Genomic DNA, 26,326 nt, shown 5'->3' on the forward strand with positions numbered 1-26,326 from the left:
GGGAAGTCATAGGACGAAAGCAGCTCGCGCACTTCCATCTCGACCAGCTCGAGCAGCTCTTCGTCATCGACCAGGTCGACCTTGTTCATGTAGACGACCAGGGCCGGCACGCCGACCTGCCGGGCCAGCAGGATGTGCTCGCGGGTCTGGGGCATCGGGCCGTCGGCGGCCGAGACCACCAGGATCGCGCCGTCCATCTGGGCGGCGCCGGTGATCATGTTCTTCACATAGTCGGCGTGGCCGGGGCAGTCGACGTGGGCGTAGTGACGGTTCTTCGTCTCATATTCCACGTGCGCGGTGTTGATCGTGATGCCGCGGGCCTTTTCTTCCGGCGCGGCGTCGATGTCGGCGTAGTTCATCGCCTTGGCGCCGCCTTGCTTGGCCAGCGTGATCGTGATCGCGGCCGTCAGCGTCGTCTTGCCATGGTCAACGTGACCGATGGTGCCGATGTTGCAGTGCGGCTTGTTACGTTCGAACTTTTCCTTGGCCATTTTTCTCTACCTTAGGACCCCATTCCCCTCAGAAAAGTGGGGGGGCCTCAAATTGAATGGGAATTGCTGGGGTTCTTTTAGGCGTACTTCTTGATCACTTCGTCGGCGACATGCTGCGGCACCGGCTCGTAGTGATCGTATTGCATGGTGAACTGGGCGCGACCTTGGCTCATGCCGCGCAGGGTGTTCACGTAGCCGAACATGTTGGCCAGCGGCACGAAGGCGTTCACCACCGTGGCGTTGCCGCGCATGTCCTGGCCCTGGATCATCCCGCGACGACCGTTCAGGTCGCCGATGACCGAACCCAGATACTCTTCCGGGGTCACGACCTCGACGGCCATGATCGGCTCGAGCAGCTTGGGAGCGCCCTTCTCGCGCAGTTCCTTAAAGGCGGCGCGCGACGCGATTTCGAACGCCAGCACGCTGGAGTCGACGTCGTGGTACTTGCCGTCCGTCAGGGTCGCCTTGAAGTCGATCAGCGGGAAGCCGGCCAGCAGACCGTTGTCCTTGACCGACAGCAGGCCCTTTTCGACGCCGGGGATATATTCCTTCGGCACCGCGCCGCCGACGATGTCATTCTCGAACACGAAGCCCGAGCCCGGCTCGCCGGGTTCGAACGTGATCATGACGCGGGCGAACTGGCCCGTACCGCCGGTCTGCTTCTTGTGGGTGTAGTCGATGTCGACCTTGCGGCCCAGGCTTTCGCGATAGGCCACCTGCGGCGCGCCGATATTGGCTTCGACCTTGTAGGTCCGCTTCAGGATGTCGATCTTGATGTCCAGGTGCAGTTCGCCCATGCCCTTCAGGATCGTCTGGCCGCTTTCGAAGTCGGTCGAGACGGTGAAGGACGGGTCCTCGGCGGCCAGCTTGGCCAGGGCGACGCCCAGCTTTTCCTGGTCGGCCTTCGACTTGGGCTCGACGGCGATCTCGATGACCGGAGCCGGGAAGATCATGCGCTCGAGGATGACCGGCGACTTCAGAGGATCGCACAGGGTGTCTCCGGTGCGGGTGTCCTTGAGGCCGGCCAGGGCGACGATGTCGCCGGCGAAGGCTTCCTTGATGTCTTCGCGGTTGTTGCTGTGCATCAGCAGCATCCGGCCCACCCGCTCGCGCTTGTCGCGCGTCGAGTTCAGCAGGCCCATGCCGGTTTCCAGCTTGCCCGAATAGATCCGGCAGAAGGTCAGCGAACCGACGAAGGGGTCGTCCATGATCTTGAACGCCAGAACCGACAGCGGCTCTTCGTCCGAGGCCTTGCGAACGATATCTTCTTCGGTCTTGAAGTCGATGCCCTTGGTCGGCGGGATGTCCAGCGGCGACGGCAGGTAATCGACGACGGCGTCCAGCAGCGTCTGCACGCCCTTGTTCTTGAAGGCCGAGCCGCAGAGGATCGGATAGAAGGCGCCCTCCAGCACGGCCTTGCGGATGCACTTCTTCAGCACGGCTTCCGAGGGCTCTTCGCCGCCCAGATAGGCTTCCATCGCCTCGTCGTCCATTTCGACGGCGGCTTCCACCAGATAGGCGTGGGCTTCGATGGCCTTGGCCAGCAGGTCGGCGGGGATTTCCTCGTCGCGGAAATTGGCGCCCAAGGCGTCATTATCCCAGATGACGGCCTTCATGCGGACCAGGTCGACCAGGCCGCTGAGGGTGTTTTCCGCACCGATCGGGAACTGGATCGGCACGGCCTTGGCGCCCAGGCGGTCGCGGATCGACTCGACCGACTTGTCGAAGTCGGCGCCGATCTTGTCCATCTTGTTGACGAACACGATACGCGGCACGTTGTACTTGTCGGCCTGGCGCCAGACGGTTTCGGTCTGCGGCTCGACACCGGCGTTACCGTCCAGCACGGCGACGGCGCCGTCGAGGACGCGCAAGGAACGCTCGACTTCAATCGTGAAGTCGACGTGGCCTGGGGTGTCGATGATGTTGAGGCGCTTTTCTTTCCAGAAAGCGGTCGTCGCGGCCGACGTGATGGTGATGCCGCGCTCTTGTTCCTGGTCCATCCAGTCCATGGTCGCGGCGCCGTCGTGGACTTCGCCAATCTTGTGCGACTTACCTGTGTAATACAGGATCCGCTCCGTCGTCGTCGTCTTCCCGGCGTCGATGTGCGCCATGATGCCGAAGTTACGGTAGTCTTCGATTTTATGCTGGCGGGCCATGGATCTAGCTCTGTGTGACTGCCTCGCGCCAACCTGGAGCGGGGACATTTAAACGTGCGGCGCGGGCGGTTTATCGCAAACCGCCCGCGCCTGAAAGAGTGCTGGTGAGAAAGGTTACCAGCGGTAGTGCGAGAACGCCCGGTTGGCTTCAGCCATCTTGTGGGTGTCTTCACGCTTCTTCACCGCGGTGCCGCGGTTGTTGGAAGCGTCCAGCAGTTCGCCGGCCAGCTTTTCGGTCATGGTGTTTTCGCCACGCTTGCGCGCGGCGGTCACCAGCCAGCGGATGGCCAGGGCGCGACGACGCTCCGGACGGACCTCCACGGGCACCTGATAGGTGGCGCCGCCGACGCGGCGCGACCGGACTTCGATCGCCGGGGCGACGTTGTCCAGGGCGGAGTGGAAGGTTTCCAGGGGGCCCTGGTCCTTGCGCTTGGTCTCGATGATATCGAAGGCGCCATAGATGATGTTTTCAGCGACGGCTTTTTTGCCCTCGTACATCACATAGTTCATGAATTTCGTGACGATCAGGTCTCCGAACTTCGGGTCCGGCAGAACTTGACGTTTCTCGGCGCGACGGCGGCGTGACATGCTTCTTTTTCCTTACTTCGGACGCTTGGCGCCGTAGAGCGAACGACGCTGCTTACGATCCTTGACACCTTGGGTGTCGAGGACGCCGCGCAGGATGTGGTAGCGGACGCCGGGCAAATCCTTGACGCGGCCGCCGCGGATGAGCACCACAGAGTGCTCCTGCAGGTTGTGGCCTTCGCCCGGGATGTAGCACACGGCTTCGATGCCGGTGGTCAAACGGACCTTGGCGACCTTACGAAGCGCCGAGTTCGGCTTCTTCGGGGTGGTCGTGTAGACGCGGGTGCAAACACCGCGACGTTGGGGGCAGCCCTTCAGGGCGGGCACCTTGTTCCGGACCGGCTTGGGCTGGCGCGGCTTGCGGATGAGCTGGTTGACGGTAGGCATTCAGTCTCTGCTCTGATGGAAGCGTGTGCCTGTCGGCCGAAGCGCTTCGGGTCCTTGTTGTTTTTCGTCCGGCTTTCTCGGCCCCCAAGGGGGACCTGATAAACACGAAACTCGCCGGGACGCGAGTGGCGTTCCGGCGGGCTATCCGTCGGGGTAAGGGACGGGCGCTCATCAGGACGGACAGGGTCCGCCTCGAAAAGAGCGCGGAAACTACTCGCGAACGCCTCGTACGTCAATCGGCCCGTTTGCGTTGGTTAAAGACCCCCTAACAGTCACGCTTGCGTCACGTCTTGCGGCAATTGTCGGCCCGTTCGTTCTGCCACGAGGCCTCTCTAGAGCTCACCGGAATCCCAACGCGATTGGCCGCGACTCGGCGTGGTCCTGGCCGGCCTGCTCGGGCTGAGCGGGCTGGTCCTGCTGATCCTGGCGCGGCCCACCGTGACGCGCTTTAGCGAGCGTTCAAGCGATCGGAGCGCCGTCGAGATCAGGCGGGTGGCGCGCGATGCGCCATGGCTCGAGCCCGAAGACGGCAGCGCTCCCGTCCCTAGGCCTGTTGTAAGACCAAGGCCCGCGCCGACCGAACCGCCGGCCCCGCCGGCCGCCACGATCGCCGAAACCGCCCTGCCCCGCTCGTTTGGCGACCTTGGCGCGGTTCTGCGCGCCAGCAACCCGGCCTGCCTGGACACGCGCGAGGCCCTACTGTCGGCGGCCGAGCGCGACCTCTGCCGGGAGCGGCTGGGCGCCCTCGCCCGCAAGACCCCGTTGCGCCTCACGTCGATCACGCCGGAAAAGCGCGCCGACTACGACGCCGTCGCCCGCGCCCAGGCGCCACGGCGCGCCATCGTCCCCCTCGCGGCTCGCGGCGCCAGCGGCCTGTTTGGCGCCGACGATCGGCTTCGCGCTGGCCGCGGCCCGCGCGTGGGTTGTTCCATGAAGTTTGGGCCCAACGCCGAGCCGCCGTCCTCGGGACCCTGCTTTGTCCGGCCGGCGACAGGCCCGCCAACGCCTGAGACCACGTTGCGCAAATCTTACTAGTCACCCGTTCGGCCTTTGGCCGCCACGGTTTCGCCATGCGCGGTCGCAAGGCTTGGCCGTTCGTCACAGTCGAGTTGCTCTTGTCCCAATCCCGGTCCCTGGCCACGGCCGCGGCGCGCGCAAAGCCCATGCGTCGCGGCGCCGTCCTGGCTGTGTCGCTACTGGCCCACGCTGCGGTTTTGACAGCCCTGGCCTGGTCGGTGATCGAGAGCTTTCCGGACCGCTCCAACGACGAGGACGCCATCGACCTGGTGCTGCAACGGCCCCGGCGCTTGGGAGTCGCGACCACCGGAGCCGGTCAGCCCGCCCCTCGACCACGTCCCGCACTTGTCGCGCCTGTCGAGGCCGATCCGTTCGGCCTGGCCCCCGTCGCCACCGCGCCGCCGGGGCCCGTGGCCAGCCCCGGCAAGGGCGGGACCGACCTGCGGGCGTTGTTGCGGGGCAGCGGCCTCGGCTGTTCCAACAGCCATGGCCTGGACCTCAATCGCGAGGAACGCGAGCGTTGCGCCGAGCGACTGGGCGCGCAGGCGCGAAACGCCCAGCCCCTGCCCGCGCCGATCGATCCGGCCAAGCGGGCCTATTACGACGCCGTCGCCGAGGCCTACCGCGACCCGGGCCAGATGGTCCCGCTGACCGCGCGCGGGTCGGGCGGACTCTTCGGCGAGGAACGCAGCGTGCACTCCGGACATGGCCCCCGTGTCGGGTGCTCGGTGAAATTCGGTCCGAACGCCGACAAGGCGCCCAAGGGACCGCCAAACGCTCTGCGGGCCGGGCCTTGCTTCATCCAGGCGCCTACCGGATCGCTGACCCCGGAGGGCGACATCCGCAAGCCATACTAGAGCATTTCCCGACCTGACTGCGTCAGGCCGTGAGCTCTGATCTTCTGTTTTGACGCATTCTTCTTCACGCGAACCGGAACCACTTCACGCGAAAAATGCTCTAGCGCGCACCCACAGGCCTCCCATCTCGCGTTCAGCGGCCACGGTTTCGCCACGCCCAGTGGAAAGTCTGGCCGCCGGTTCTTCCTTGTCGAGTTTGCTCTTGGTCTCGCTGGCTGCACGTCGAAAACGGTTGAAGAACGGCGCGATCCTCGGCGGCTCGCTCCTGTTGCACGGGGCCATGCTGGCGGCCCTGGCCTGGCCTGTGGAGATACCCTTTGCCGACCGCTCGAACGACGACGACGCGCTGTCGATCACGCTGGAGCGGACGCTCTGGCCACCCCAACCGTCGCCCGACCAGATCGCGCCGCGCGCCTCGCCGCTCCAACCTCGGCCCGCTCGACGGACCACGCCCACGGCCATGTCGCCGCTGGTTGCGCCGATCCGCGCCGGGCCGGCCAAGCCGACGATGCAGAATCTCCACCCCGCCCCCTTGCCCGAAGGTCCGCGCGGCGATCTGCGCACGGCCTTGCGTGGCGGCAGCGTCGGTTGCGCCAATGAGCGGGCCGTCGGTCTCAACCGGCGTGAACTCGAGCACTGCGACGAGCGCCTGGGTGCGGCGGCCCGCAACGCCCCCGTCTATGAAGCGCCGATGGACGCCGGAAAGCGGCGCGGCTTCGAAGCCCAGGCCTTGCGTCAGAAGGCCGAGAAAGTGGCGCGCGACGCGCCGATGGGGGTGGGGGTCGATCACCGTAGCCGCGAGGGTCCCGGCACGATGAAGGACATCCCCTGGGTCGGCGGGGCCGAGCAGGACGGCCTGGGCCGCCCGATGTCGGCCACCCAGCAGCGGCTTAAGCATCTGCAGGACGCCGACAAGGCCGAGGCGCTGCGGAAGAAGGCCGCGCGGGACGCCGAGCAGCGCTAAAGCGCCTTTGGTTCAGATTGAATCGGCATCCAAATATTCCGTCTCCCCGACGAAGGCCGGGGCCCCGGTGAAACCCACGAGACGCTCTGGATGAATCTGGGTCACGGCCTTCGTTGGCTGGCGAGAGCATTTTTCGAGCGAAGTGGTCCTGGTTCGCGTGAAGAAAAATGCGTCAAAAGAGAAGATTAGAGCTCACGGCCTGACGCAGTCAGGCCGTGAGCTCTCCAATTCCCCGTCTTGCCGGCGCCAACAGGCCGATCAGCAGGAATGGCCGGGTCTTGCGACTAAAGCGCTCGAGTTGGGCCAGGGCTTCCAGATCGTCGTGATCGAGCCGCACCTAACGCTCCTCCAACCCGGAAAGCTTGCGCACGATGGCTTCGATCAGACTGAAGGACTTGTTGAGGAAGTAGGTGATCCGCCCGGCGGGCACCGTGGTCAGCCCGGTGGCCCCGAAGATCAGGCCCAACTCGGCGACCGAGACGCCCTTGGTCTCGAACATGATGTAGGCGGCGTAGATCAACAGCAGGAACGAGACGATCGCGCGGATCATGTAGACGAAGCGCTCGACCTGGAACATCCGCATCAGGCGATCCAGCGCGTCCAGGGCGCGATCGACGATTTCCTTGTCCATGGGCGCCCCCGCCCCGCCCCGCGCCTGCCATCAACGGCGGGCCGCGACACAACCTTTCGTAACGCTACGACACAAACTCCGCCTAGAGCTTTAGTCGCGGTATTTGAAGATCGTGGCGTACCGATGGGTGACCCAATAAAAAAACGGCCCGGGATTGCTCCCGGGCCGTTCCGCTTCAGTCCGTGGTCGACGCTTAGGCGTCGGCGTTGGCGATGACCGCGGGCAGCGGCTCCATCGCGTCTTCGCGCTGCTGGGCCAGTTGCTCGTCGCGCCTGGCGGCGACGCGCTGCAGGCTGCGCAGGTAGGAACCCGTACCGGCGGGGATCAGGCGACCCACGATGACGTTTTCCTTCAGGCCTTCCAGGGTGTCGGTCTTGCCGTGCACCGAGGCTTCGGTCAGGACGCGGGTCGTTTCCTGGAACGACGCGGCCGAGATGAAGCTCTTGGTTTGCAAGCTCGCCTTGGTGATGCCCAGCAGAACCGGCTGAGTGGTCGCCCCACGGCCGCCACGGGCGGTCGCACGGTCCTGCTCGACATAGAACTCGGGCTTGTCGAGGTGGTCGCCCTTGATCAGGCCGGTGTCGCCGGGATCGAGGATCTCGACCTTTTGCAGCATCTGACGAACGATCGTCTCGATGTGCTTGTCGTTGATCGGCACGCCCTGCAGTCGGTAGACCTCCTGGATTTCGTCCACGAGGAAGTTGGCCAGGGCCTCGACGCCCAGGATGCGCAGGATGTCGTGCGGATCCGGGTTGCCGTCGATGATGTACTCGCCGCGCGCGATGAAGTCGCCATCGTGCACCGCGATATGCTTGCCCTTGGGGATCAGGAACTCGACCGCTTCGCCCTGGTTGCCGTCTGCGTCGACTTCCGGGGTGATCTTGATACGGCGCTTGTTCTTGTAATCCTTGCCGAATTCGACACGACCATCCATTTCCGCGATGACCGCGCAGTCCTTGGGACGGCGGGCTTCGAAGAGTTCGGCGACACGCGGCAGACCGCCGGTGATGTCGCGGGTCTTGGCGCCTTCGGTGGGGATCCGCGCGATGACCTCGCCCGGCTTGACCATGTCGCCGTCACCAACGGAGAGAATGGCGCCGACCGACATCAGGTAGCGAGCCTCGCCGCCATTGGCCAGGCGAACATAGGAGCCGTCCTCGGCCAGCACGCCCATGGCCGGACGCAGGTCCGAGGCGCGGGCCGAGGTCCGCCAGTCGGCGATCACGCGTTGCGCGATGCCGGTGGCTTCGTCGGTTTCCTCGCGGACGGAGAAGCCGTCCACCAGGTCTTCCGCACGGATCTTGCCGGCCACTTCGGTGATGATCGGGGTGGTGTAGGGGTCCCAATCGGCCAGACGCTGGCCACGCTTCACCTTGTCGCCGTTCTTGATCTTCAGGCGCGCGCCGTACGGCGGCTTGTAATTCTCGCGTTCCTTGCCGTCGACCAGGACGCTCACGGCCGTATTGCGGCTCATGACCACCAGGAAGCCTTCGGTGCCGACAACGGTGGCGCCGGTCACGCGGACCGTACCGTCGTTGCTGCTTTCGAAGAACGACTGCTCGGCCACCTGGGCGGTGCCGCCGATGTGGAAGGTCCGCATCGTCAGCTGGGTGCCGGGCTCGCCGATGGATTGGGCGGCGATGACGCCAACCGCTTCACCGATGTTCACCGGGGTCCCGCGGGCCAGGTCACGGCCGTAACAGGCGCCGCAGACGCCGACCTTGGCTTCGCAGGTCAGGACCGAACGCACCTTCACCGACTGAACCGCAGCCGTCTCGATGGCGTCGGCCATGTTCTCGGTCAGGTAAGTGTCGGCCGGGATGACGATCTCGCCGGTCGCCGGGTCCTTGATGTCCTCGGCCGAGAAGCGGCCCAGGACGCGCATGCCCAGCGAGACGAGGACGTCGCCGCCCTCGACCACGGCGCGCAGGGTGATGCCCCGCGTGGTGCCGCAGTCTTCCTCGACGATGATGCAGTCCTGCGCCACGTCGACCAGACGACGGGTCAGATAGCCGGAGTTGGCGGTCTTCAGCGCGGTGTCCGCCAGGCCCTTGCGGGCGCCGTGGGTCGAGTTGAAGTATTCCTGAACGGTCAGGCCTTCCTTGAAGTTCGAGACGATCGGGGTCTCGATGATCTCGCCGGAGGGCTTGGCCATCAGGCCGCGCATGCCGCCGAGTTGCTTCATCTGGGCTTGCGAGCCCCGGGCGCCGGAGTGGGCCATCATGTAGATAGCGTTGATCTCCTTCTCGCGGCCGTTCTCGTCCTTATGCTTCATCTGAAGCTCGGCCATCATCTCGTCGGCGACGCGATCGGTGGCCTTGGCCCAGGCGTCGACGACCTTGTTGTACTTCTCGCCCTTGGTGATCAGGCCGTCGGCGTACTGTTGCTCGTACTCCTCGGCCAGGGTGCGGGTTTCGGCGACGATCGCCTCTTTCCGCTTCGGGATGATGATGTCGTCCTTGCCGAAGGAGATGCCGGCCTTGGCCGCTTCCTTGAAGCCCAGACCCATGATCTGGTCGGCGAAGATCACCGTCGCCTTCTGACCGCAGTGGCGGTAGACGATGTCGATCAGATTGCCGATTTCCTTCTTGGTCAGCGCTTTCTCGATCAGTCGGTGACCGATCGCAGTGTGCTGCGGCAGAAGGGCGGCGATCTTCATCCGGCCCGGCGTAGTGTCGATCACCCGGCGACGCACGACGCCGTCGGCGTCCATTTCGGTAAAGCGCGACTTGATCTTGGCGTGCAGGCTGACGACGCCGGCGTCCATGGCGGCTTCGATCTCGCCCAGGTCGGCGAAGATCTTGCCTTCACCCGGTTCACCCTCGCGAGCGACCGACAGATAGTACAGGCCCAGGACGATGTCCTGCGACGGCACGATGATCGGTCGGCCGTTGGCGGGCGACAGGATGTTGTTGGTCGACATCATCAGGACGCGCGCTTCCAGCTGAGCCTCGAGGCTCAGCGGGACGTGGACAGCCATCTGGTCGCCGTCGAAGTCGGCGTTAAACGCGGCGCAGACCAGCGGGTGCAGCTGGATGGCCTTGCCCTCGATCAGCTTGGGCTCGAACGCCTGGATGCCCAGGCGGTGAAGCGTCGGCGCGCGGTTCAGCATCACCGGGTGCTCGCGGATCACCTCTTCGAGGATGTCCCACACCTGGGGCTGTTCGCGTTCGACCATGCGCTTGGACTGCTTGACGGTGCCCGAAAGGCCCTTGGCGTCCAGGCGCGCATAGATGAACGGCTTGAACAGCTCGAGCGCCATCTTCTTGGGCAGGCCGCACTCGTGCAGTTTCAGGTCGGGACCGACCACGATCACCGAACGGCCCGAATAGTCGACGCGCTTGCCCAGCAGGTTCTGGCGGAAGCGGCCTTGCTTGCCCTTCAGCATGTCGGCCAGCGACTTCAGGGGACGCTTGTTGGCGCCCGTGATGACGCGACCACGACGGCCGTTGTCGAACAACGCATCCACCGATTCCTGCAGCATCCGCTTTTCGTTGCGGATGATGATGTCGGGGGCGCGCAGTTCGATCAGGCGCTTGAGGCGGTTGTTGCGGTTGATGACCCGGCGATAGAGGTCGTTCAGGTCGGAGGTGGCGAAGCGGCCGCCGTCCAGCGGCACCAGCGGGCGCAGTTCCGGCGGAATGACCGGCACGACCGTCAGAACCATCCATTCGGGGCGGTTGCCCGACTCTGAGAAGGCTTCGAGAATCTTCAGGCGCTTGCTGAACTTCTTTTGCTTCATGTCCGACACGGTGCCGGCCAGCTCTTCGCGCAGGCGTTCGGCTTCCTTGTCGAGGTCGATCGCCTTCAGCAGGTTCTGGATGGCTTCGGCGCCGATCTCGGCGGTGAAGCTGTCATCGCCATACTCGTCCTGGGCGCGCATGAAATCGTCCTCGCTGAGCAGCTGGTGCTGCTTCAGCGGGGTCAGGCCCGGCTCGGTGATGATGTAATATTCGAAGTACAGGACGCGTTCGATGTCCTTCAGAGGCATGTCCAGCATCATGGCGATGCGCGAGGGCAAGCTCTTCAGGAACCAGATGTGGGCGACCGGCGAGGCCAGCTCGATGTGACCCATGCGCTCGCGACGGACGCGGGCCAGGGTGACTTCAACGCCGCACTTTTCGCAGATGATGCCCTTGTACTTCATGCGCTTGTACTTGCCGCACAGGCATTCGTAGTCCTTGGTCGGGCCAAAGATACGGGCGCAGAACAGGCCGTCACGCTCGGGCTTGAACGTGCGATAGTTGATGGTTTCGGGCTTCTTGATCTCGCCGAACGACCACGAGCGGATCTTTTCCGGCGAGGCCAGCGAAATGCGGATCTGGTCGAAGGTCGGAGCGGCCTGGACCGGATTGAAGATGTTCAGGATTTCCTGGTTCATCTTGGTTCCTTCTGCGGGATTACCCGCGAAAATTCAAAGTCGGAGAGCGGCGATCGAAGACCCCTCCCCGCCCTTTCGGGCGAAGAGGGAAGTTCTTCGGATCAGCTGTTCTCCAGCTCGACGTTCAGGCCGAGCGAGCGCATTTCCTTGACCAGCACGTTGAAGCTTTCCGGGATACCGGCTTCGAACGTGTCGTCGCCGCGGACGATCGACTCGTAGACCTTGGTCCGGCCGGCCACGTCGTCAGACTTCACCGTCAGCATTTCCTGCAGGGTGTAGGCCGCGCCGTAGGCTTCCAGAGCCCACACTTCCATTTCCCCGAAGCGCTGACCGCCGAACTGGGCCTTACCCCCCAGCGGCTGTTGCGTGACGAGCGAGTACGGACCGATCGAACGGGCGTGGATCTTGTCGTCGACCAAGTGGTGCAGCTTCAGCATGTAGATGTAGCCGACCGTGACCGGACGTTTGAACTGGTCGCCCGTCTGGCCGTCGAACAGGATCGACTGGCCCGAGGGGTCGAGACCCGCCATGCGCAGGTGGTCCTCGATATCGCCGATCCGCGCGCCGTCAAAGACGGGCGTGGCGATCGGAACGCCCTTTCCGAGGTTGCGGGCCAGTTCGACCAGCTCTTCCTCGGTTTCCGGCAGTTCCTCGTCAGGACCATAGATCTCGGTCAGACGATCGATCAGGGCCTGCTTCTGGCCACCGGCCTGCCAGTCCTCGAGCAGGGTGGTGATCTGCTTGCCGAGACCGGCGCAGGCCCAACCCAGGTGGGTTTCGAAGATCTGGCCGACGTTCATGCGCGAAGGCACGCCCAGCGGGTTCAGAACGACGTCCACATGCGTCCCGTCGGCGAGGAACGGCATGTCCTCGATCGGCAGGATGCGCGAGATGACGCCCTTGTTGCCGTGACGGCCGGCCATCTTGTCGCCGGGCTGAAGCTTGCGCTTCACGGCCACGAAGACCTTGACCATCTTCATCACGCCCGGAGGCAGTTCGTCGCCGCGCTGCAGCTTGTCGACCTTGTCCTCGAAGCGGCGGTCCAGACGCTTGCGGTTCTCGTCGAACAGCTTGCGCAGGCTTTCCAGTTCGCCCATCGCCTTCTCGTCTTCCAGGGCGATCTGCCACCAGAGGCCGGGTTGGACTTCCGACAGGTTCTCGGCCGAGATCTGGCCGCGCGACAGGCCCTTGGGGCCCGACAGCGCGACATTGCCGATCAGCAGCTCGCGCAGACGGCCCGAGATGTTGCGGTTCAGAATCGCGAATTCGTCGTCGCGGTCCTTGCCCAGCCGGTCGATTTCCGAGCGTTCGATGGCCAGGGCGCGTTCGTCCTTGTCGACGCCGTGACGGTTGAACACGCGAACATCGACGATCGTGCCGGCGACGCCCGGGGGCAGGCGCAGGCTGGTGTCGCGGACGTCCGAGGCCTTTTCACCGAAGATGGCGCGCAGGAGCTTTTCTTCCGGCGTCATGGGCGACTCCCCTTTCGGGGTGACCTTGCCGACCAGGATGTCGCCCGGCTGGACTTCGGCGCCGATCGCCACGATGCCCGCTTCGTCGAGGTTGCGCAGGGCTTCCTCGCCGACATTGGGAATGTCGCGGGTGATCTCTTCCGGGCCGAGCTTCGTATCGCGGGCCATGACTTCGAATTCCTCGATGTGGATCGAGGTGAAGACGTCGTCGCGGACGATGCGTTCGGAGATCAGGATCGAGTCTTCGAAGTTGTAGCCATTCCAGGGCATGAACGCGACGAGCGCGTTGCGGCCCAGGGCCAGTTCACCCAGCTCGGTCGAGGGACCGTCGGCGATGATGTCGCCGCTATTGATCCGGTCGCCCACCTTCACCAGCGGACGCTGGTTGATGCAGGTCGACTGGTTCGAGCGCTGGAACTTGCTGAGGCGGTAGATGTCGACGCCCGAACGGGCGGCGTCGGTTTCTTCCGTGGCGCGGACGACGATACGCGTACCGTCGATCTGCTCCACCACGCCGGTGCGCTTGGCGATGACCACGGCGCCCGAGTCACGGGCGACCACGGCTTCCATGCCGGTCCCGACAAGGGGAGCATCGGATTGCACGAGGGGCACGGCCTGACGCTGCATGTTCGAGCCCATCAGGGCGCGGTTGGCGTCATCGTTTTCCAGGAAGGGGATCAGGGCCGCGGCCACCGAAACCACTTGGCGCGGCGACACGTCCATCAGGTCGACCATCTCCTTTTGCAGGAGCGTGGGTTCGCCATTGATCCGGCCGGGCACCAGGTCGTCGACGATCTCGCCGTTCAACACCTTGATGTTGGACTGGGCGATGACGTGCTTCGACTCTTCCATGGCCGACATGTAGACGACCTCGTCGAGCGGCTTGCCGTCGGCGACGCGACGGTAGGGGCTCTCGATGAAGCCGTACTTGTTGACCCGGGCGTGGGTGGCCAGCGAGTTGATCAGGCCGATGTTCGGGCCTTCCGGCGTTTCGATCGGGCAGATGCGGCCGTAGTGGGTCGGGTGAACGTCGCGGACTTCGAAGCCGGCGCGCTCGCGGGTCAGACCGCCCGGGCCAAGCGCCGAGAGGCGGCGCTTGTGGGTGATCTCCGACAGCGGGTTGGTCTGGTCCATGAACTGCGACAGCTGCGAGGAGCCGAAGAATTCACGCACCGAGGCCGCGGCCGGCTTGGCGTTGATCAGGTCGTGCGGCATCACGGTGTCGATGTCGACGGACGACATGCGTTCCTTGATGGCGCGCTCCATGCGCAGCAGACCGACGCGGTACTGGTTTTCCAGCAGTTCGCCGACCGAACGCACCCGGCGGTTGCCGAGGTTGTCGATGTCGTCGATTTCGCCGCGACCGTCGCGCAGGCCGACCAGCAGCTTGAGGACCGCCAGCACGTCTTCCTTGCGAAGCACGCGCATCTCGTCCGAAGCGTCCAGCTCCAGCCGCATGTTCATCTTGACCCGGCCGACGGCCGACAGGTCGTAGCGTTCGGCGTCGAAGAACAGCGACTTGAACATCGCTTCGGCCGCTTCCACGGTCGGCGGCTCGCCCGGACGCATCACGCGATAGATGTCGAACAGCGCGTCCTCGCGGACGGCGTTCTTGTCGACGCGCAGGGTGTTGCGCATGTAGGCGCCGACCGTGACGTGGTCGATGTCCAGCACGTCGATGGTGCTGAAGCCTTGGGCGGCCAGGGCCTCGATCGAGGCGACGTCCAGCTCGTCGCCGGCTTCGGCGTAGATCTCGCCGTTCTCATAGTTGACGGCGTCGCGGGCCAGGTAGCGGCCGGTCAGGGCTTCGGGGGCCAGCAGCAAGGTCTTCAAGCCGCCGTCGGCCAGCTTCTTGGCTTGGCGGGCGGTGATCTTGATACCGCCCGGGGCCACTTCCTCGCCGGTGTCGGCGTCGATCAGGGCGAATTCCGGCTTCACGCCGCGCCAGCGCTCGGCCTTGTACGGGGTAGCCCAGCCTTCGGCGCCGGCCGTGGTGCGCTTCTCGAAGGGCACCACGTCATAGAAGGTCGTCAGGATCTCTTCGCCGTCCATCCCCAGGGCATAGAGGAAGGTGGTGGCGGGCAGTTTGCGGCGACGGTCGATGCGGACATAGACCACGTCCTTGGCGTCGAACTCGAAGTCGAGCCACGAGCCGCGATAGGGGATGACGCGGGCGGCGAACAGCAGCTTGCCCGAGGCGTGGGTCTTGCCCTTGTCGTGGTCGAAGAACACGCCGGGCGAGCGGTGCATCTGCGAGACGATGACCCGCTCGGTGCCGTTGACGATGAAGGTGCCTTTTTCCGTCATGAGCGGGATGTCGCCCATGTAGACGTCCTGCTCCTTGATGTCCTTGACGGACCGGGCCCCCGTCTCTTCTTCCGTTTCAAAGACGATCAGCCGCAGCTTGACCTTCAGCGGCGCCGCGAAGGTCATGTCGCGCTGGATGCATTCCTCAACGTCGTACTTGGGCTCTTCGAATTCGTACGAGACGTATTCGAGCACCGCGCGCTCGTTGAAGTCCTTGATCGGGAACACCGACTTGAAGACCGCCTCGATACCCTCGTCCTTGCGCACGCCCGGACGGACTTCGCGCTGCAGGAACTGTTCGTAGGAGGAGCGCTGAACCTCGATCAGGTTCGGCATCTGCACAGCTTCGGGGATGCGGCCGAAAGACTTCCGGATCCGCTTCTTGCCGGTGAAGGATTGCGCCATGTTTTTTCCCTGCGACGCGGAACTTGGAGTCCGCGCGTGAATTCGATTGTCTTAGCGTCCACCCTCGCCGTTCCCTTCTCGAGAGAACGCTGGACGCTGCAATTCCCCTATCGAGCGACCGGGACCGGAAGCTTGATGGGCGCCCCTTCGCGCGGGTCGGAGGGCAGCTGACCGCGCCTCGGGGCGTTAGATGCAGACACGCGCGTGCGCGTTCCGCCGAATGTCTTCGTGGACTGGCGGATATAGGACAGGCGGGTGGGGATGGGAAGGGGCTTTATCCACAAAACCCTAACGGCGCGCCGGGAACCGGTCGCGCCTCATCTTCTCGCGGCCCGGCTCGCGCGTCAGACCTTCTTGAACACCCTGCCGACCAACGAGATCCCCAGCCCGATCAGGCAGATGAAGAAGGCGATCTTGGTCAGGGCAACGGCGATGTGGAACACGAAGCTGAGCAGACCGAAGACGATCATCAGAACGAGCAGCAGGGCGGCGAGCTTGAGCATGGGTCGGAAACGTCGCTCGGCCCACAAGGTTGCAGGGCCCGCGATAGCCTCGCAAATCGCGAGGCGAATGAACACCGATTATTCAGCTTCCGCAGCCATGCTCGATTTTCATCGCGTTATGAAAGTTTCCCGCATGACCGCCAAGTCCAACTGCGACGGTTGTCGCGACGGCGCCGGTTTCGACCTGCCGATCATCATGGCCTTCCAGCCGGTCGTCGACGCCAACGCCGGCACGGTGTTCGCCCATGAGGCCCTGGTGCGCGGGGCTGCGGGCGAAGGCGCGGGCTTCATCCTGTCCCAGGTCTCGGAAACCAATCGCTACGCCTTCGACCAGCTCTGCCGGGTCACGGCGATCGAGCAGGCCGCCGCCCTCAACATGGCCGCCGACGGGGCCAGCCTGTCGATCAATTTCCTGCCCAACGCCGTCTATGAGCCCCGGGCCTGTATCCGCCTGACCCTCGCGGCGGCGATGCGCACGGGCTTTCCGCTGAACCGGATCATCTTCGAGTTCACCGAGGTGGAGCGGCTCGACACCGACCACATCCTCCACATCCTGCGCAGCTACCGCGCCATGGGTTTCCAGACCGCGATCGACGATTTCGGGGCGGGCTACGCGGGACTGGGGCTGTTGTCGAAATTTCAGCCTGACCTGGTCAAGCTGGACATGGACCTGATCCGCGACATCGACACCAGCACGGTCAAGCAGACCATTGTCCGTTCGACCCTGGACATGCTGCGCGACCTGGGTGTCACGCCGATCTGCGAAGGCGTCGAAACCATCGCCGAGTATCAGGTGCTGCGCGAGCTCGGCGTCGACCTCATGCAGGGCTACTTGCTGGCCAAGCCCGCGCTCGACGCCTTGGCGACACCGGTCTGGCCTGGCCGGGAAGCCGTCCGCGCCAAGGCCGGCTGACCTGCGCCCCTACCCTTTCACCAAGACTGATCCCCAATAGAAAACGGCCCCGGAGGTTTCCCTCCGGGGCCGTTCACTTGGAGTCAGAGAACTGACACCGGCCACCCGCGCCGAGGCGCGGATCGTGAATTACTTCACGACGACGGTGGCGCCGGCTTCGGTCAGCTTCTTGGCGACTTCGTCGGCGACTTGCTTGGAGACGTTTTCGACGATGTTCTGCGGAGCGCCTTCGACCAGATCCTTGGCTTCCTTCAGGCCGAGGTCCGGACGGACGCCGCGGACTTCCTTGATCACGTTGATCTTCTTCTCGCCACCGGCGGTCAGGACAACGGTGAACTCGGTTTGCACTTCGGCTTCTTCGACCGGGCCAGCGGCGGCGGCGGGGCCAGCGGCGGCGACCGGAGCGGCGGCCGAGACGCCCCACTTTTCTTCCAGCAGCTTCGACAGATCAGCGGCTTCGAGGACCGACAGGGTGGACAGTTCTTCAACCAGCTTTTCGAGCTTCGACATGTTCAATTTCCTTAGAGAATGAGGGGATTTGTGCGGAGATGACCGTTACGCGGCGTCTTTGGTCGCATAGGCGTTGAAGACGCGCGCCAGTTGGCCAGCCGGAGCCTGCAGGACGCCAGCGATCTTGGTCGCCGGAGCCTGGATGAGGCCGATAAGCTTGCCACGGATCTGGTCGAGCGACGGCAGCGTGGCGAGAGCGCGCACGGCCGTTTCGTCCAGAACCGTCGTCTGGCCCAGAATGCCGCCGACAAGCTTGAGCTTCTCGTTTTCCTTGGCGTACTGGGTGACGATCTTGGCGGCGGAGACAGGATCCTTGCCGAAGGCGATGGCGACCGGACCCGTGAACAGGGCGGCGCCCTCTTCACCGATCGAGCCGTTCAGGGCCTTCTGGACGAGGGTGTTCTTCACCACCTGGAACGTGGCCGATTCCTTGCGGAGGCGGCTACGCAGTTCAGTCATTTCCGCAACGGTCATGCCCATGTAGTGGGTCACGACGACAGCGCCGGCGCCTTCGAAAACGCTTTTCAGCGATTCGATCGACTCCTGCTTTTGAGCGCGGTCCATTGCGGTCTCCTACTCAATGACAGCGGCCGGACTATTCCGGCAGCCGAATGCTCGACGCATGAGGGATCGCTCCCGCACGCGAGTTGCATCAGCCTGTTCCAAGGAAAGTCAGCCGCGCGTCTCATCCCGAAGGCGAGCATGGCGTGGTCTTGTCCATCCCTGTCTCCCGACGGCGAGGAAGGGCTCTTCCTCGATTATGGCGCTGGTGACCCCACGCCCCGCTGTTCACAAACAGGTCTTCGCCGGGCGAGCCCGACGGAGAAGGGGCGGCGTATAGACGGTTTGGCGTGGAAGATCAACAGGCAGCATCCCCCGCTTTCCCTGGTGGGAGCAGGGTCTTTGACCTAAGCCGCCTTGCCTGGGATCACGGGGCTACGAAACGTCGCCGCCGGCTTATCGGCTTGCGCGGTCTGGACCAGGCAGCCGTACCAACCCATGCCCCTATAGGTCTCATACCCTGGCGTCAGGGCGTAACCGACCGTGCGGGCGCCCTCGGCATAGCTGCCCATGTCGCCGCTGGTGGTGTCGAGCTTGAAGGTTTCCTCCAGCACGCCCTTGCCGTCGGAGGAGGCCAGCACCCGGTGGTTCTGGTCCAGCAGCATGACCCTTGAGCGAGCGCGTTCGTCGTCGGTCAGGCGCACGCCGTCGACGATGGCCTGGGCCTGGGGCTTCCAGTCGAAATGCACGCCGAGCACGCCGATCACCTTGCCATTGGCCTGGCCGCCGGCCCGGATGGCGGTGGCGTAGGTGGCGACAGGGGCGTCGTTCAGCGCCCTGACCCGCGCGATGTCGCAGACGGTGAAGTCATCGCCCGACTGGGTGCGCAGGGCGTCCTTGAACCAGGCGGCGTCGGCCACCGACAGGGTCTTGGCGGCCGGGTACCTGTCGGGGCGGCCGCTGGCCACGACCTTGCCGGTCGCGTCGGCGACCCACAGGTCGAGATAGACCGTGTAGGCGTCGAGGATCACCTTCAGCCGCTGGCTGGCATAGCTGGAGGCTTCGCGCGACGGGGCGGCGACGCAATCGACCACGGCGCTGTCGGTGGCCCACCAGCGCACGTCGCAGGTGCGCTCATAGAGGTTGCGGTCGATGATCTCGATGGCGTTGAGGGCCAGATCGGCCAGGCGCTGGCCGCGCAGACGGCCCAGGATCGCCCCGCCGATCTTGGTCAACTCGTTGAGGTCGGCGCGCACCTGGCTTTCCAGGGCGGCGGCCACCACGTCGATCTGGGTGGAGATGGTCTTGAACTCTTCGGCCACGATCGCGAAGCCGCGACCAGCCTCGCCGGCGCGGGCGGCGACGATCAGGGCGTTGATCGCCAGCATCTTGGCCGAACGGTTGACATAGGCGATCTCGCCGATCTTCTCGCCCGCCACGGCGCTGAGGCGCTCGGACAGTTCCAGGATGCGTTCCGGGCGGAGGCTGGCGTCTTCACCTGACATGGATGAGCTTCCCCCGAAACCGGCGGCGGGACCCGGAATAGCCGAATCGCTCGCCAGACAAGCGAGGATGACACCAGGGTCAGGTTCAGGGGATGGGGCCGGACGATGGGTCGCGCGTTTTCGGCCCGCGACCGTCAGGATCACCCGGGAATGCCCGACTTCGCGGCAGGGCCTGTCCGTGTCCGCCTAGGCGATAACCAAGATTGTGGCGAACGCTGTCATGAAAACCCGCGAAAAGCGTTGGGTGTTGGCGATGACACCGGTGGACAGGATTTCGGGGACACGCGATAATGGAGGCATTCAAGCCCCCTCTCTCTCCGCTCATCCTGACGAAGGTCGGGACCCAAGCGGCGCCATTGGGGTGGCTCGAGAGACCCTTCAAGCTCGGCTTGGGTCCCGACTTTCGTCAGGATGAGCGGAATTGAAGGAGGGGAAACCACGATGATCCGCACCGCACTGGCCGCCGCCCTAGCCGCCATGGCCCTAGCCGCCGCCGTCACCGCCGCGCAGGCCGCCCCCCGCGAAATCCTTGCCTTCCCTGGCGCCGAGGGGGCCGGACGGCTGTCGGTCGGCGGACGGGGCGGGGCGGTGATCAAGGTCACCAATCTGGACGACACCGGACCTGGATCCCTGCGCGCCGCGATCGAGGCCAAGGGCCCGCGCACCGTGGTGTTCGAGGTGGCCGGCACGATCGCGCTCAGGACTCCGCTGAAGATCAGCCAGCCCAACATCACGATCGCCGGCCAGACCGCGCCGGGCGGCGGGATCACCCTGCGCGACCAGACCCTGATCGTCGCCGCCGACGACGTGGTGATCCGCTTCCTCCGCTCGCGCCTGGGCGACGAGAGCAAGACGGAAGGTGACGCCATCTGGATCAACAAGGGCCGCAGGATCATCCTCGACCACGTTTCCGCCAGTTGGTCGGTCGATGAGACCCTGTCGGCCAGCGCCCGTTACGACGAAGAGGGCCAGGGCTTTTATGACCTGACCGTCCAGTGGTCGATCATCGCTGAAAGCCTCCGCCACTCGATCCACGTCAAGGGCGACCACGGCTATGGCAGCCTGATCCGGGGCGGCGCCGGCGCCAAGATCAGCTTCCACCATAATCTGTGGGCCAACCACCTGGCCCGCATGCCGCGTCCCGGCAACTACGAGGGGCCGGACAAGGATCCGGTCGGCGCGTTCTTCGAGTTCCGTTCCAACGTCTTTTACAACTGGGGCAAGGGCCATGCCGGCTACGACGCCGACAAGGCTGCCCTGGCGGCCTACAGCTTCATCGACAACAGCTATGTGATGGGGCCCGACAGTGGGAAACCCATCGCCTTCAACGAGAGCAACAGCCTGGCCAAGGCCTGGTTCGCCGGCAACAGCATGAACGGCGTGGTCCCCGCCGATCCGTGGAGCCTGGTCGATGGACTGCAGGCCCCGGGCTATCGCCAGGCGGGACCGATCGAGGTCGCGCCGGTGACGGCCGATCCGGCTGCGAGCGCCTACGCGCGGGTGCTGAAGGACGCGGGCGCCTCGGTCTATCGCGACAGCGTCGACGCCCGGGTCGTGGCGGGCGTGCGCGACAAGACCGGCAAGCAGATCGACAGCCAGGCCCAGGTCGGCGGCTGGCCGGCGCTGCCGACCGGCGTCGCGGCGGTCGACACCGATGGCGATGGCATGCCGGACGCCTGGGAGAAGGCCCATGGCCTCAATCCGACCCAGGCCGACGGGGCGGCTCTGGCCAAGACCGGGTCGGGCTGGACCAACCTCGAGCTCTACATGGCCGACGCGGCGGCCCGCCGGGGCGCCGTCTCGCCGCCCTGATCCTCGCGCGGCGAAAACCGGTGGAGGGCGCGCCCCCCACCGGTCAGACGCGAACCTGAACTAGGCGATGGCGCTCTCGACCTTGTAGGCCGGCTTGGCCTTGGCGGCGTCGCCGCTGCCCACGGTGAAGGAATAGTCGCTCCAATAGATTTTCACGAGGGCCGGCGAGCTGCTGTTGTACGACACCTCGTGCCATTCGCGGGTCGAGGAGAAGACGCTGAGATAGTAGATGTCGCCCGTCTGGTCCTCGAACGCCAGATACATCGAGCCGCTGAAAGCGCCGCTCGGACCCTGGGCGTCCACCCGCACCTGATAGTCGTAGATGCCGGCGATGGTCTGAAGGTCGATGGCGAAGACCGTTCCCCCATCATTGGCCACGACGCAGGCCTGGGGCGAATTGCCGTTCACGGTGGCCGACTGGCCCACCTGCATGCCGCCGGTGCAGGTTGCGGTGAAGTAGCCGCTGGTGCACTCGCCGCATTCGCCGCTGAAGTTTGCTATGCCGCTGCTCATCTTGGTTCCATCCCTATTGGGGCCGGGCCCCCGCCCGGTCACCTTGATCGACGCCCAGCGACAGTATCTTCGGGTCAAGCTTCGTGCAATTCCAAAGGGTTTTTTTCATTCACTCTACTCCAAGGTGACACGAGCGGATTCCGCTTGGCTTTGCCCCCCTGCCCGCTTTCCGCTAAACCCCCGCCCATGTCGCACAACACCTTCGGCCACCTGTTCCGCGTCACCACCTGGGGCGAAAGCCACGGCCCGGCCCTGGGCTGCGTGGTCGATGGCGTGCCGCCCGGCATCGCGATCAGCGCCGAGCAGATCCAGGCCTTCCTCGACAAGCGCCGGCCCGGCAATGGCAAGTTCGTCACCCAGCGCCAGGAGCCGGACGCCGTGCGCATCCTGTCGGGGGTGTTCGAGGACGCCCGCACCGACGGCCAGCGCACCACCGGCACGCCGATCAGCCTGATGATCGACAACACCGACCAGCGCTCCAAGGACTATGGCGAGATCGCCCAGGCCTTCCGGCCGGGTCATGCCGACTATCCCTATTTCGCCAAGTACGGCGTGCGCGACTATCGCGGCGGCGGGCGCAGCTCGGCCCGAGAGACCGCCGCAAGGGTGGCGGCCGGCGCGATCGCCCGGCTGGTGATCCCCGGCGTCACGGTGCGCGCCGCCCTGGTGCAGATCGGGCCTCACAAGGTCGACCGCGCCAACTGGGACTGGAACCAGACCGACGAGAACCCCTATTGGGCGCCCGACGCCGCCATCATCCCCGTCTGGGAAGAGCATCTGGAGGCCATCCGCAAGGCTGGGTCCTCGACCGGCGCCGTCGTCGAGGTCGAGGCCACGGGCGTGCCGGCCGGCTGGGGCGCGCCGCTGTACGGCAAGCTGGACGCCGAGATGGCCGCAGCCCTGATGTCGATCAACGCCGCCAAGGGCGTGGAGATCGGCGAGGGCTTCGCCTCGGCCGCCTTGTCGGGCGAGGAAAACGCCGACGAGATGCGGATGGGCCATGACGGCCCGATGTTCCTGTCCAACCACGCCGGCGGCGTGTTGGGCGGCCTGTCGACGGGCCAGCCCGTGGTGGCGCGCGTGGCCTTCAAGCCAACCTCGTCGATCCTGACCCTTCGCCAGAGCCTTGACGAGAACGGCAACGAGGTGGATCTGCGCACCAAGGGCCGCCACGACCCCTGTGTGGGCATCCGAGGCGTACCGGTGGTCGAGGCGATGACGGCTTGCGTGCTGGCCGACGCCTTCCTGCGCCATCGGGCCCAGACGGGCGGCGGGGCGTTTGTTCCCGGCGGCGAAGGACGGGTCTAGAGCATTTTTCGAGCGAAGTGGTTCCGGTTCGTGTGAAGAAAAATGCGTCAAAACAAAAGATTAGAGCTCACGGCCTGACGCAGTCGGGTCGCGAAATGCTCTAGCGCTCTCCCTTGCGCGCTTCCGGCCATTCCTCGGGCCGGATCATCATGGTCCGCCGCAGGAAGGGCGACTGGACGCGGTCATAAGCCTGCAAGTCAAGATCTCGGCAGAGCAGCTCAAGCAGTTCAGCGCCACTGAGGTCGGGAGCCGGCGCATCGTGAATCTGGCTCCACAGCTCCAGAGCTTCGCGCTTGATGAGATCGTCCCGAGAAGTCATGTCGATACAAATTCCTTCTCCCACACAACTATTCGGTGGCGCGACTCGTTCCTATTTTTTCGTTGACAAAAAGTAATCAAGGCAAATTGTCGTTAAGTATAACCTCGCGAAGCCGGCGCGCCGGACTCTTGTGAGCGCTAGATCAGCCATTTCACGTCTGCCGTCAGACACCAGGCCGGCCTCTGCCCCGGTGATCATGATCACCGGCCACTCCACGATGCGCCGGGTGGCCGAGGCGCGCGACGCGGGGGTCAACGAGTTGCTAGCCAAGCCGGTGACGGCGCGCGGGGTGATCGACCCCATCAACCTGATCATCGAGCATCCCCGCCCGTTGATCCGCTGCGAGAACTATTTCGGTCCGGACCGCCGGCGTCGCCCCGAGCCGGGTTCAAGGGGCCGTATCGGCGTTCTGGCGAACCGGGGGCCGTGGACGGTCAATATTAGCGCCTCCGACGATGATGGACACATAGCGGCCATCCGACACGGCGACGGTGCGAGCGCGCCGCGCTAGAAGGCGGCCCTCAATTTCCCTGTGAGCGCTCTCATGACCCCGCGTCCCTTTCTCCTCGCCCTGTCCCTGACCGCCATCGCCCTGAGCGCCCAGGGCTGCCTGGTCGCCGCGGCCGGCGGCGCGGTGGTGGGGGCAACCGGGGCCGTGGTCGGAACAGCCGGCAAGGTCGTGGTCGGGACCGGCAAGGCCGTCATCCCCGGTGAGAGCAAGAAGGATCGGGAGAAGCGGGAATACAAGGAATGGAAGAAGGCGCGGCGCTAAGCTGGCCAAAGCCCAGGATGGACGTTTCAGCTATGGCTTGGCGCGCCGTTTCGGGGACGCGGTTGGTGGTGGCGAAACGCCGGCGAGCGGCGAAAAAAGGCGGCCGCCCCACCAGATCGGCTGGTGCAGGTCATGGACGATTCGATGCGCCTCGGGATGGTTGTCGTTGATCAGGATATTCCGCTCCATCCGGGCGACGACGCTCGGCACGATCAGCAACAGAGACCGTTTCGACCGCCACCATGCTTCGCCATAGGTCTTGGAAACGATGCAGTCCTCGGCCTCCCAGCCAGGGTGGTGAGCGGTTGAAAACATCTCGTAGGACACCCCCGACGGGATCGTGATGCTGATCCAGTGCTGGTTGGGGGGCATGCGCCCGGCGCCATGGACGAGTTTTTCCAGCATCGCGGCGCTGTAGTGTTCGCTTGTATAGATCATCGGGCTGAGACTGGTGTTCCAGCGCCCCGGCCAAAGCTTGGAACCCGTCGAGTCGAAGATCGGATAATCGCCCGCCGGGTCGCCAATCCGATAGGCCGTGAGGACGCGGTCCAGGACCTGCCCGCTCACACAGCCGATACGTACTGCAGACGGCCCAGGACGCCTTCCACGATCGGCCGGCCCAGTTCGCTTTCGAGCACGACATCAATCGGCCGCCGCCCGTGCATGAGCGGGTGCGCCTCGAACATGAACCGGCGCGCCTCCTCCTCCCCACCCCAGACCTCGACCGCCATCGCCCAGACGCCGGCCAGCCGGGCCAGGCGCGCGCCCTCTTCGACCGACAGCCGGCTCTCGGCGCGATCCTTGGCTGTGGCGAAGGCCCTTCGGCGGCGCGCCAGGGTCGCCCGGGCAATGATCCGGAAGGCGAACTTGTTGTCGGACGGCGCCAGGAAATGAGCGACACGATCCAGCGAGGTGAGCGGCAGCCCTTTTTCCACCGCCGACATCAGCCTGAGCCTGAAGGGACCCGGCGCGGTGATGCCGAGCACCTTCGAAACCGGGTCAAGATTGGTCGTCACGATGACTCTCCGCAGCCGATCTCACGTGAGACGCAATATGGACCCCAGCGGGATCGTCTTTAAGCGATCCCGTCGAGGCTTGAGCGCCGCAGTGGGAGGCCGTCGTCACGGCCGAGCTCACACCCCCACCGCTCCGCCTGGCAGGAACAGCCGCATCGGCCGCACCTCGTAGGCGCCGTTGGGATTGGCCTCGCCCAGCTGACCGGCCACGTCCAGGGCGGCGTCCATGTCGGCGACGTCGATGACGTAGAAGCCCAGGAACTGCTCCTTGGTCTCGGCGAACGGGCCGTCGACCACGAAGGGCGCGTCGCCCTTCATCAGGGTCTTGGCCGTGCCCGTGGCCTGCAGGCGGCCGGAAGGACCCAGCTTGCCCTCGGCCACCAGCCTGTCGTGGACGACGGTGAGGCGGCCCATCACGGCGGCGTCCTCCTGCGGCGTCCAGCCCATGACCTCTGCTTCGTTGTTGTAGCACAGCAGCATGTAGAGCATTCGCGACCATTCCCTAGCGTCATGGGACGCCAGGGATAGGGCAAGGCGCCGCGCGTTGGAAGACCGGCGTTCTCAAACAGCTTCAAACCAACACTTTTACAGCACCAGCGCGCAGCTCTCGCCGATCGTCGGGCGCGAGATCACCACGCGCGACAGGCCGGGAAACCGCGGCGTCAGGCGCTCGGCGAAATAGAGGCACAGGCGCTCAAGCGTCGGACTTTCCAGCCCCGGGCGATCGTTGAGCAGGCCGTGGTCCAACTCGGCGGCCACCGCCTTCAGGGCGCCGTCCAGGCCGTCCAAGTCAGCCACCCAGCCTGCCTCCTGCATCGCGCCACGCACGCTGGCCTCGACCTTGAACGAATGGCCGTGCAGCTTGCGGTAGCGATGGTCGGCGGGACCTTGCTCGATATAGTGGGCCGCATCAAAATGCGCGGCCTTCGTGATCTCGAAGACGGGGCTCATACAGGTACTTCTTTTGACAAGGCCTGGGAGGCTCTAGCGACCCGACCCTG

The 26,326-nt window shown here is 65.1% G+C and carries 26 protein-coding genes; 8 read left to right on the top strand and 18 right to left on the bottom strand.

Annotated elements, in window-relative coordinates; all coding sequences use genetic code 11:
• From ACP694_RS00005 to rpsL, 4 genes are all read right to left on the bottom strand, one after another.
• Nucleotides 1–491 (bottom strand): GTP-binding protein (locus ACP694_RS00005; protein WP_426009230.1); only part of this gene is annotated, 491 nt, incomplete at its 3' end.
• 77 nt (nt 492–568) lie between these two features.
• Nucleotides 569–2,647 carry an elongation factor G gene (gene fusA, locus ACP694_RS00010; RefSeq protein WP_426009233.1) on the bottom strand — a complete coding sequence of 693 codons (2,079 nt, stop codon included), beginning with the start codon at nt 2,645–2,647 and terminating at the stop codon, nt 569–571.
• Nucleotides 2,648–2,761: 114 nt separating this feature from the next.
• A complete protein-coding gene (rpsG, locus tag ACP694_RS00015; protein WP_426009236.1) occupies nt 2,762–3,235 on the bottom strand; it encodes a 30S ribosomal protein S7 in 474 nt (157 codons plus the stop codon).
• Between the two features lie 12 nt (nt 3,236–3,247).
• On the bottom strand, nt 3,248–3,619 hold the full coding sequence (gene rpsL, locus ACP694_RS00020) for a 30S ribosomal protein S12 (protein ID WP_007661566.1): 372 nt from the start codon (nt 3,617–3,619) through the stop codon (nt 3,248–3,250).
• A 375-nt stretch (nt 3,620–3,994) separates the two neighbouring features.
• Here rpsL and ACP694_RS00025 point away from each other — a divergent pair, with 375 nt between their 5' ends.
• The 3 genes from ACP694_RS00025 (at nt 3,995) to ACP694_RS00035 (ending at nt 6,457) form a co-directional block, all read left to right on the top strand.
• Nucleotides 3,995–4,654, top strand: coding sequence for a hypothetical protein (locus ACP694_RS00025; RefSeq protein ID WP_426009239.1), 660 nt, complete (start codon nt 3,995–3,997; stop codon nt 4,652–4,654).
• 128 nt (nt 4,655–4,782) lie between these two features.
• A complete protein-coding gene (locus ACP694_RS00030; RefSeq protein WP_426009242.1) occupies nt 4,783–5,493 on the top strand; it encodes a hypothetical protein in 711 nt (236 codons plus the stop codon).
• A gap of 187 nt (nt 5,494–5,680) precedes the next feature.
• A complete protein-coding gene (locus ACP694_RS00035) occupies nt 5,681–6,457 on the top strand; it encodes a hypothetical protein (protein ID WP_426009244.1) in 777 nt (258 codons plus the stop codon).
• A gap of 208 nt (nt 6,458–6,665) precedes the next feature.
• On the opposite strand, the gene ACP694_RS00040 is transcribed toward ACP694_RS00035, so the two are convergent.
• The 5 genes from ACP694_RS00040 to ACP694_RS00060 all read right to left on the bottom strand — a co-directional run bounded on the left by ACP694_RS00040 (nt 6,666) and on the right by ACP694_RS00060 (nt 16,156).
• The gene (locus tag ACP694_RS00040) at nt 6,666–6,794 is read right to left on the bottom strand and encodes a hypothetical protein (protein ID WP_426009246.1); all 129 of its coding nucleotides are present in this window, start codon (nt 6,792–6,794) and stop codon (nt 6,666–6,668) included.
• Entirely contained in the window at nt 6,795–7,088 is a 294-nt protein-coding gene (locus ACP694_RS00045; RefSeq protein WP_426009248.1) for a hypothetical protein, read from the bottom strand.
• Between the two features lie 193 nt (nt 7,089–7,281).
• Nucleotides 7,282–11,469 carry a DNA-directed RNA polymerase subunit beta' gene (gene rpoC / locus ACP694_RS00050; protein WP_426009251.1) on the bottom strand — a complete coding sequence of 1,396 codons (4,188 nt, stop codon included), beginning with the start codon at nt 11,467–11,469 and terminating at the stop codon, nt 7,282–7,284.
• A gap of 101 nt (nt 11,470–11,570) precedes the next feature.
• On the bottom strand, nt 11,571–15,653 hold the full coding sequence (rpoB, locus tag ACP694_RS00055; RefSeq protein ID WP_426009254.1) for a DNA-directed RNA polymerase subunit beta: 4,083 nt from the start codon (nt 15,651–15,653) through the stop codon (nt 11,571–11,573).
• 344 nt (nt 15,654–15,997) lie between these two features.
• On the bottom strand, nt 15,998–16,156 hold the full coding sequence (locus tag ACP694_RS00060; protein WP_426009256.1) for a hypothetical protein: 159 nt from the start codon (nt 16,154–16,156) through the stop codon (nt 15,998–16,000).
• A 133-nt stretch (nt 16,157–16,289) separates the two neighbouring features.
• Between ACP694_RS00060 and ACP694_RS00065 the strand changes: the two genes are divergently transcribed.
• Nucleotides 16,290–17,069 (top strand): EAL domain-containing protein, encoded by a 780-nt coding sequence (locus ACP694_RS00065; RefSeq protein ID WP_426009259.1) that lies wholly within the window; start codon nt 16,290–16,292, stop codon nt 17,067–17,069.
• Between the two features lie 129 nt (nt 17,070–17,198).
• Here the strand turns inward: ACP694_RS00065 and rplL are convergent, their stop codons facing one another.
• The 3 genes from rplL to ACP694_RS00080 all read right to left on the bottom strand — a co-directional run bounded on the left by rplL (nt 17,199) and on the right by ACP694_RS00080 (nt 19,585).
• Nucleotides 17,199–17,579, bottom strand: a complete 381-nt coding sequence (gene rplL / locus ACP694_RS00070; protein WP_426009262.1) for a 50S ribosomal protein L7/L12 — start codon at nt 17,577–17,579, stop codon at nt 17,199–17,201.
• 45 nt (nt 17,580–17,624) lie between these two features.
• The gene (gene rplJ / locus ACP694_RS00075) at nt 17,625–18,143 is read right to left on the bottom strand and encodes a 50S ribosomal protein L10 (protein ID WP_426009264.1); all 519 of its coding nucleotides are present in this window, start codon (nt 18,141–18,143) and stop codon (nt 17,625–17,627) included.
• 344 nt (nt 18,144–18,487) lie between these two features.
• Nucleotides 18,488–19,585, bottom strand: coding sequence for a methyl-accepting chemotaxis protein (locus ACP694_RS00080; protein WP_426009266.1), 1,098 nt, complete (start codon nt 19,583–19,585; stop codon nt 18,488–18,490).
• 441 nt (nt 19,586–20,026) lie between these two features.
• Here ACP694_RS00080 and ACP694_RS00085 point away from each other — a divergent pair, with 441 nt between their 5' ends.
• Nucleotides 20,027–21,397 carry a pectate lyase gene (locus ACP694_RS00085; protein ID WP_426009269.1) on the top strand — a complete coding sequence of 457 codons (1,371 nt, stop codon included), beginning with the start codon at nt 20,027–20,029 and terminating at the stop codon, nt 21,395–21,397.
• A gap of 60 nt (nt 21,398–21,457) precedes the next feature.
• Here the strand turns inward: ACP694_RS00085 and ACP694_RS00090 are convergent, their stop codons facing one another.
• Nucleotides 21,458–21,910, bottom strand: coding sequence for a hypothetical protein (locus tag ACP694_RS00090; RefSeq protein ID WP_426009272.1), 453 nt, complete (start codon nt 21,908–21,910; stop codon nt 21,458–21,460).
• Nucleotides 21,911–22,096: 186 nt separating this feature from the next.
• Here ACP694_RS00090 and aroC point away from each other — a divergent pair, with 186 nt between their 5' ends.
• Nucleotides 22,097–23,218, top strand: a complete 1,122-nt coding sequence (gene aroC / locus ACP694_RS00095) for a chorismate synthase (protein ID WP_426009275.1) — start codon at nt 22,097–22,099, stop codon at nt 23,216–23,218.
• Nucleotides 23,219–23,318: 100 nt separating this feature from the next.
• Here aroC and ACP694_RS00100 read toward each other — a convergent pair whose 3' ends face one another.
• A complete protein-coding gene (locus tag ACP694_RS00100) occupies nt 23,319–23,537 on the bottom strand; it encodes a hypothetical protein (RefSeq protein ID WP_426009278.1) in 219 nt (72 codons plus the stop codon).
• Nucleotides 23,538–23,727: 190 nt separating this feature from the next.
• On the opposite strand from ACP694_RS00100, the gene ACP694_RS00105 reads away from it, so the two are divergent.
• A complete protein-coding gene (locus tag ACP694_RS00105) occupies nt 23,728–24,048 on the top strand; it encodes a hypothetical protein (RefSeq protein WP_426009281.1) in 321 nt (106 codons plus the stop codon).
• Nucleotides 24,049–24,081: 33 nt separating this feature from the next.
• Nucleotides 24,082–24,309: a hypothetical protein gene (locus ACP694_RS00110; protein WP_426009284.1), complete on the top strand. Its 228-nt coding sequence runs from the start codon at nt 24,082–24,084 to the stop codon at nt 24,307–24,309.
• 30 nt (nt 24,310–24,339) lie between these two features.
• On the opposite strand, the gene ACP694_RS00115 is transcribed toward ACP694_RS00110, so the two are convergent.
• The 4 genes from ACP694_RS00115 to ACP694_RS00130 all read right to left on the bottom strand — a co-directional run bounded on the left by ACP694_RS00115 (nt 24,340) and on the right by ACP694_RS00130 (nt 26,276).
• Complete coding sequence (locus ACP694_RS00115) at nt 24,340–24,876, bottom strand: RES family NAD+ phosphorylase (protein ID WP_426009287.1); 537 nt, start codon at nt 24,874–24,876, stop codon at nt 24,340–24,342.
• Entirely contained in the window at nt 24,873–25,325 is a 453-nt protein-coding gene (locus ACP694_RS00120; RefSeq protein ID WP_426009289.1) for an antitoxin Xre/MbcA/ParS toxin-binding domain-containing protein, read from the bottom strand. Before ACP694_RS00120 ends, ACP694_RS00115 begins: the two co-directional genes overlap by 4 nt.
• 117 nt (nt 25,326–25,442) lie before the next feature.
• Nucleotides 25,443–25,814 carry a YciI family protein gene (locus ACP694_RS00125; RefSeq protein ID WP_426009292.1) on the bottom strand — a complete coding sequence of 124 codons (372 nt, stop codon included), beginning with the start codon at nt 25,812–25,814 and terminating at the stop codon, nt 25,443–25,445.
• A gap of 96 nt (nt 25,815–25,910) precedes the next feature.
• Nucleotides 25,911–26,276 (bottom strand): 6-pyruvoyl trahydropterin synthase family protein, encoded by a 366-nt coding sequence (locus tag ACP694_RS00130; RefSeq protein ID WP_426009294.1) that lies wholly within the window; start codon nt 26,274–26,276, stop codon nt 25,911–25,913.
• Between the last annotated feature and the right edge of the window lie 50 nt (nt 26,277–26,326).

Source organism: Caulobacter sp. DWR2-3-1b2, assembly GCF_049896345.1.
In the GTDB taxonomy this organism is placed as follows: domain Bacteria; phylum Pseudomonadota; class Alphaproteobacteria; order Caulobacterales; family Caulobacteraceae; genus Caulobacter.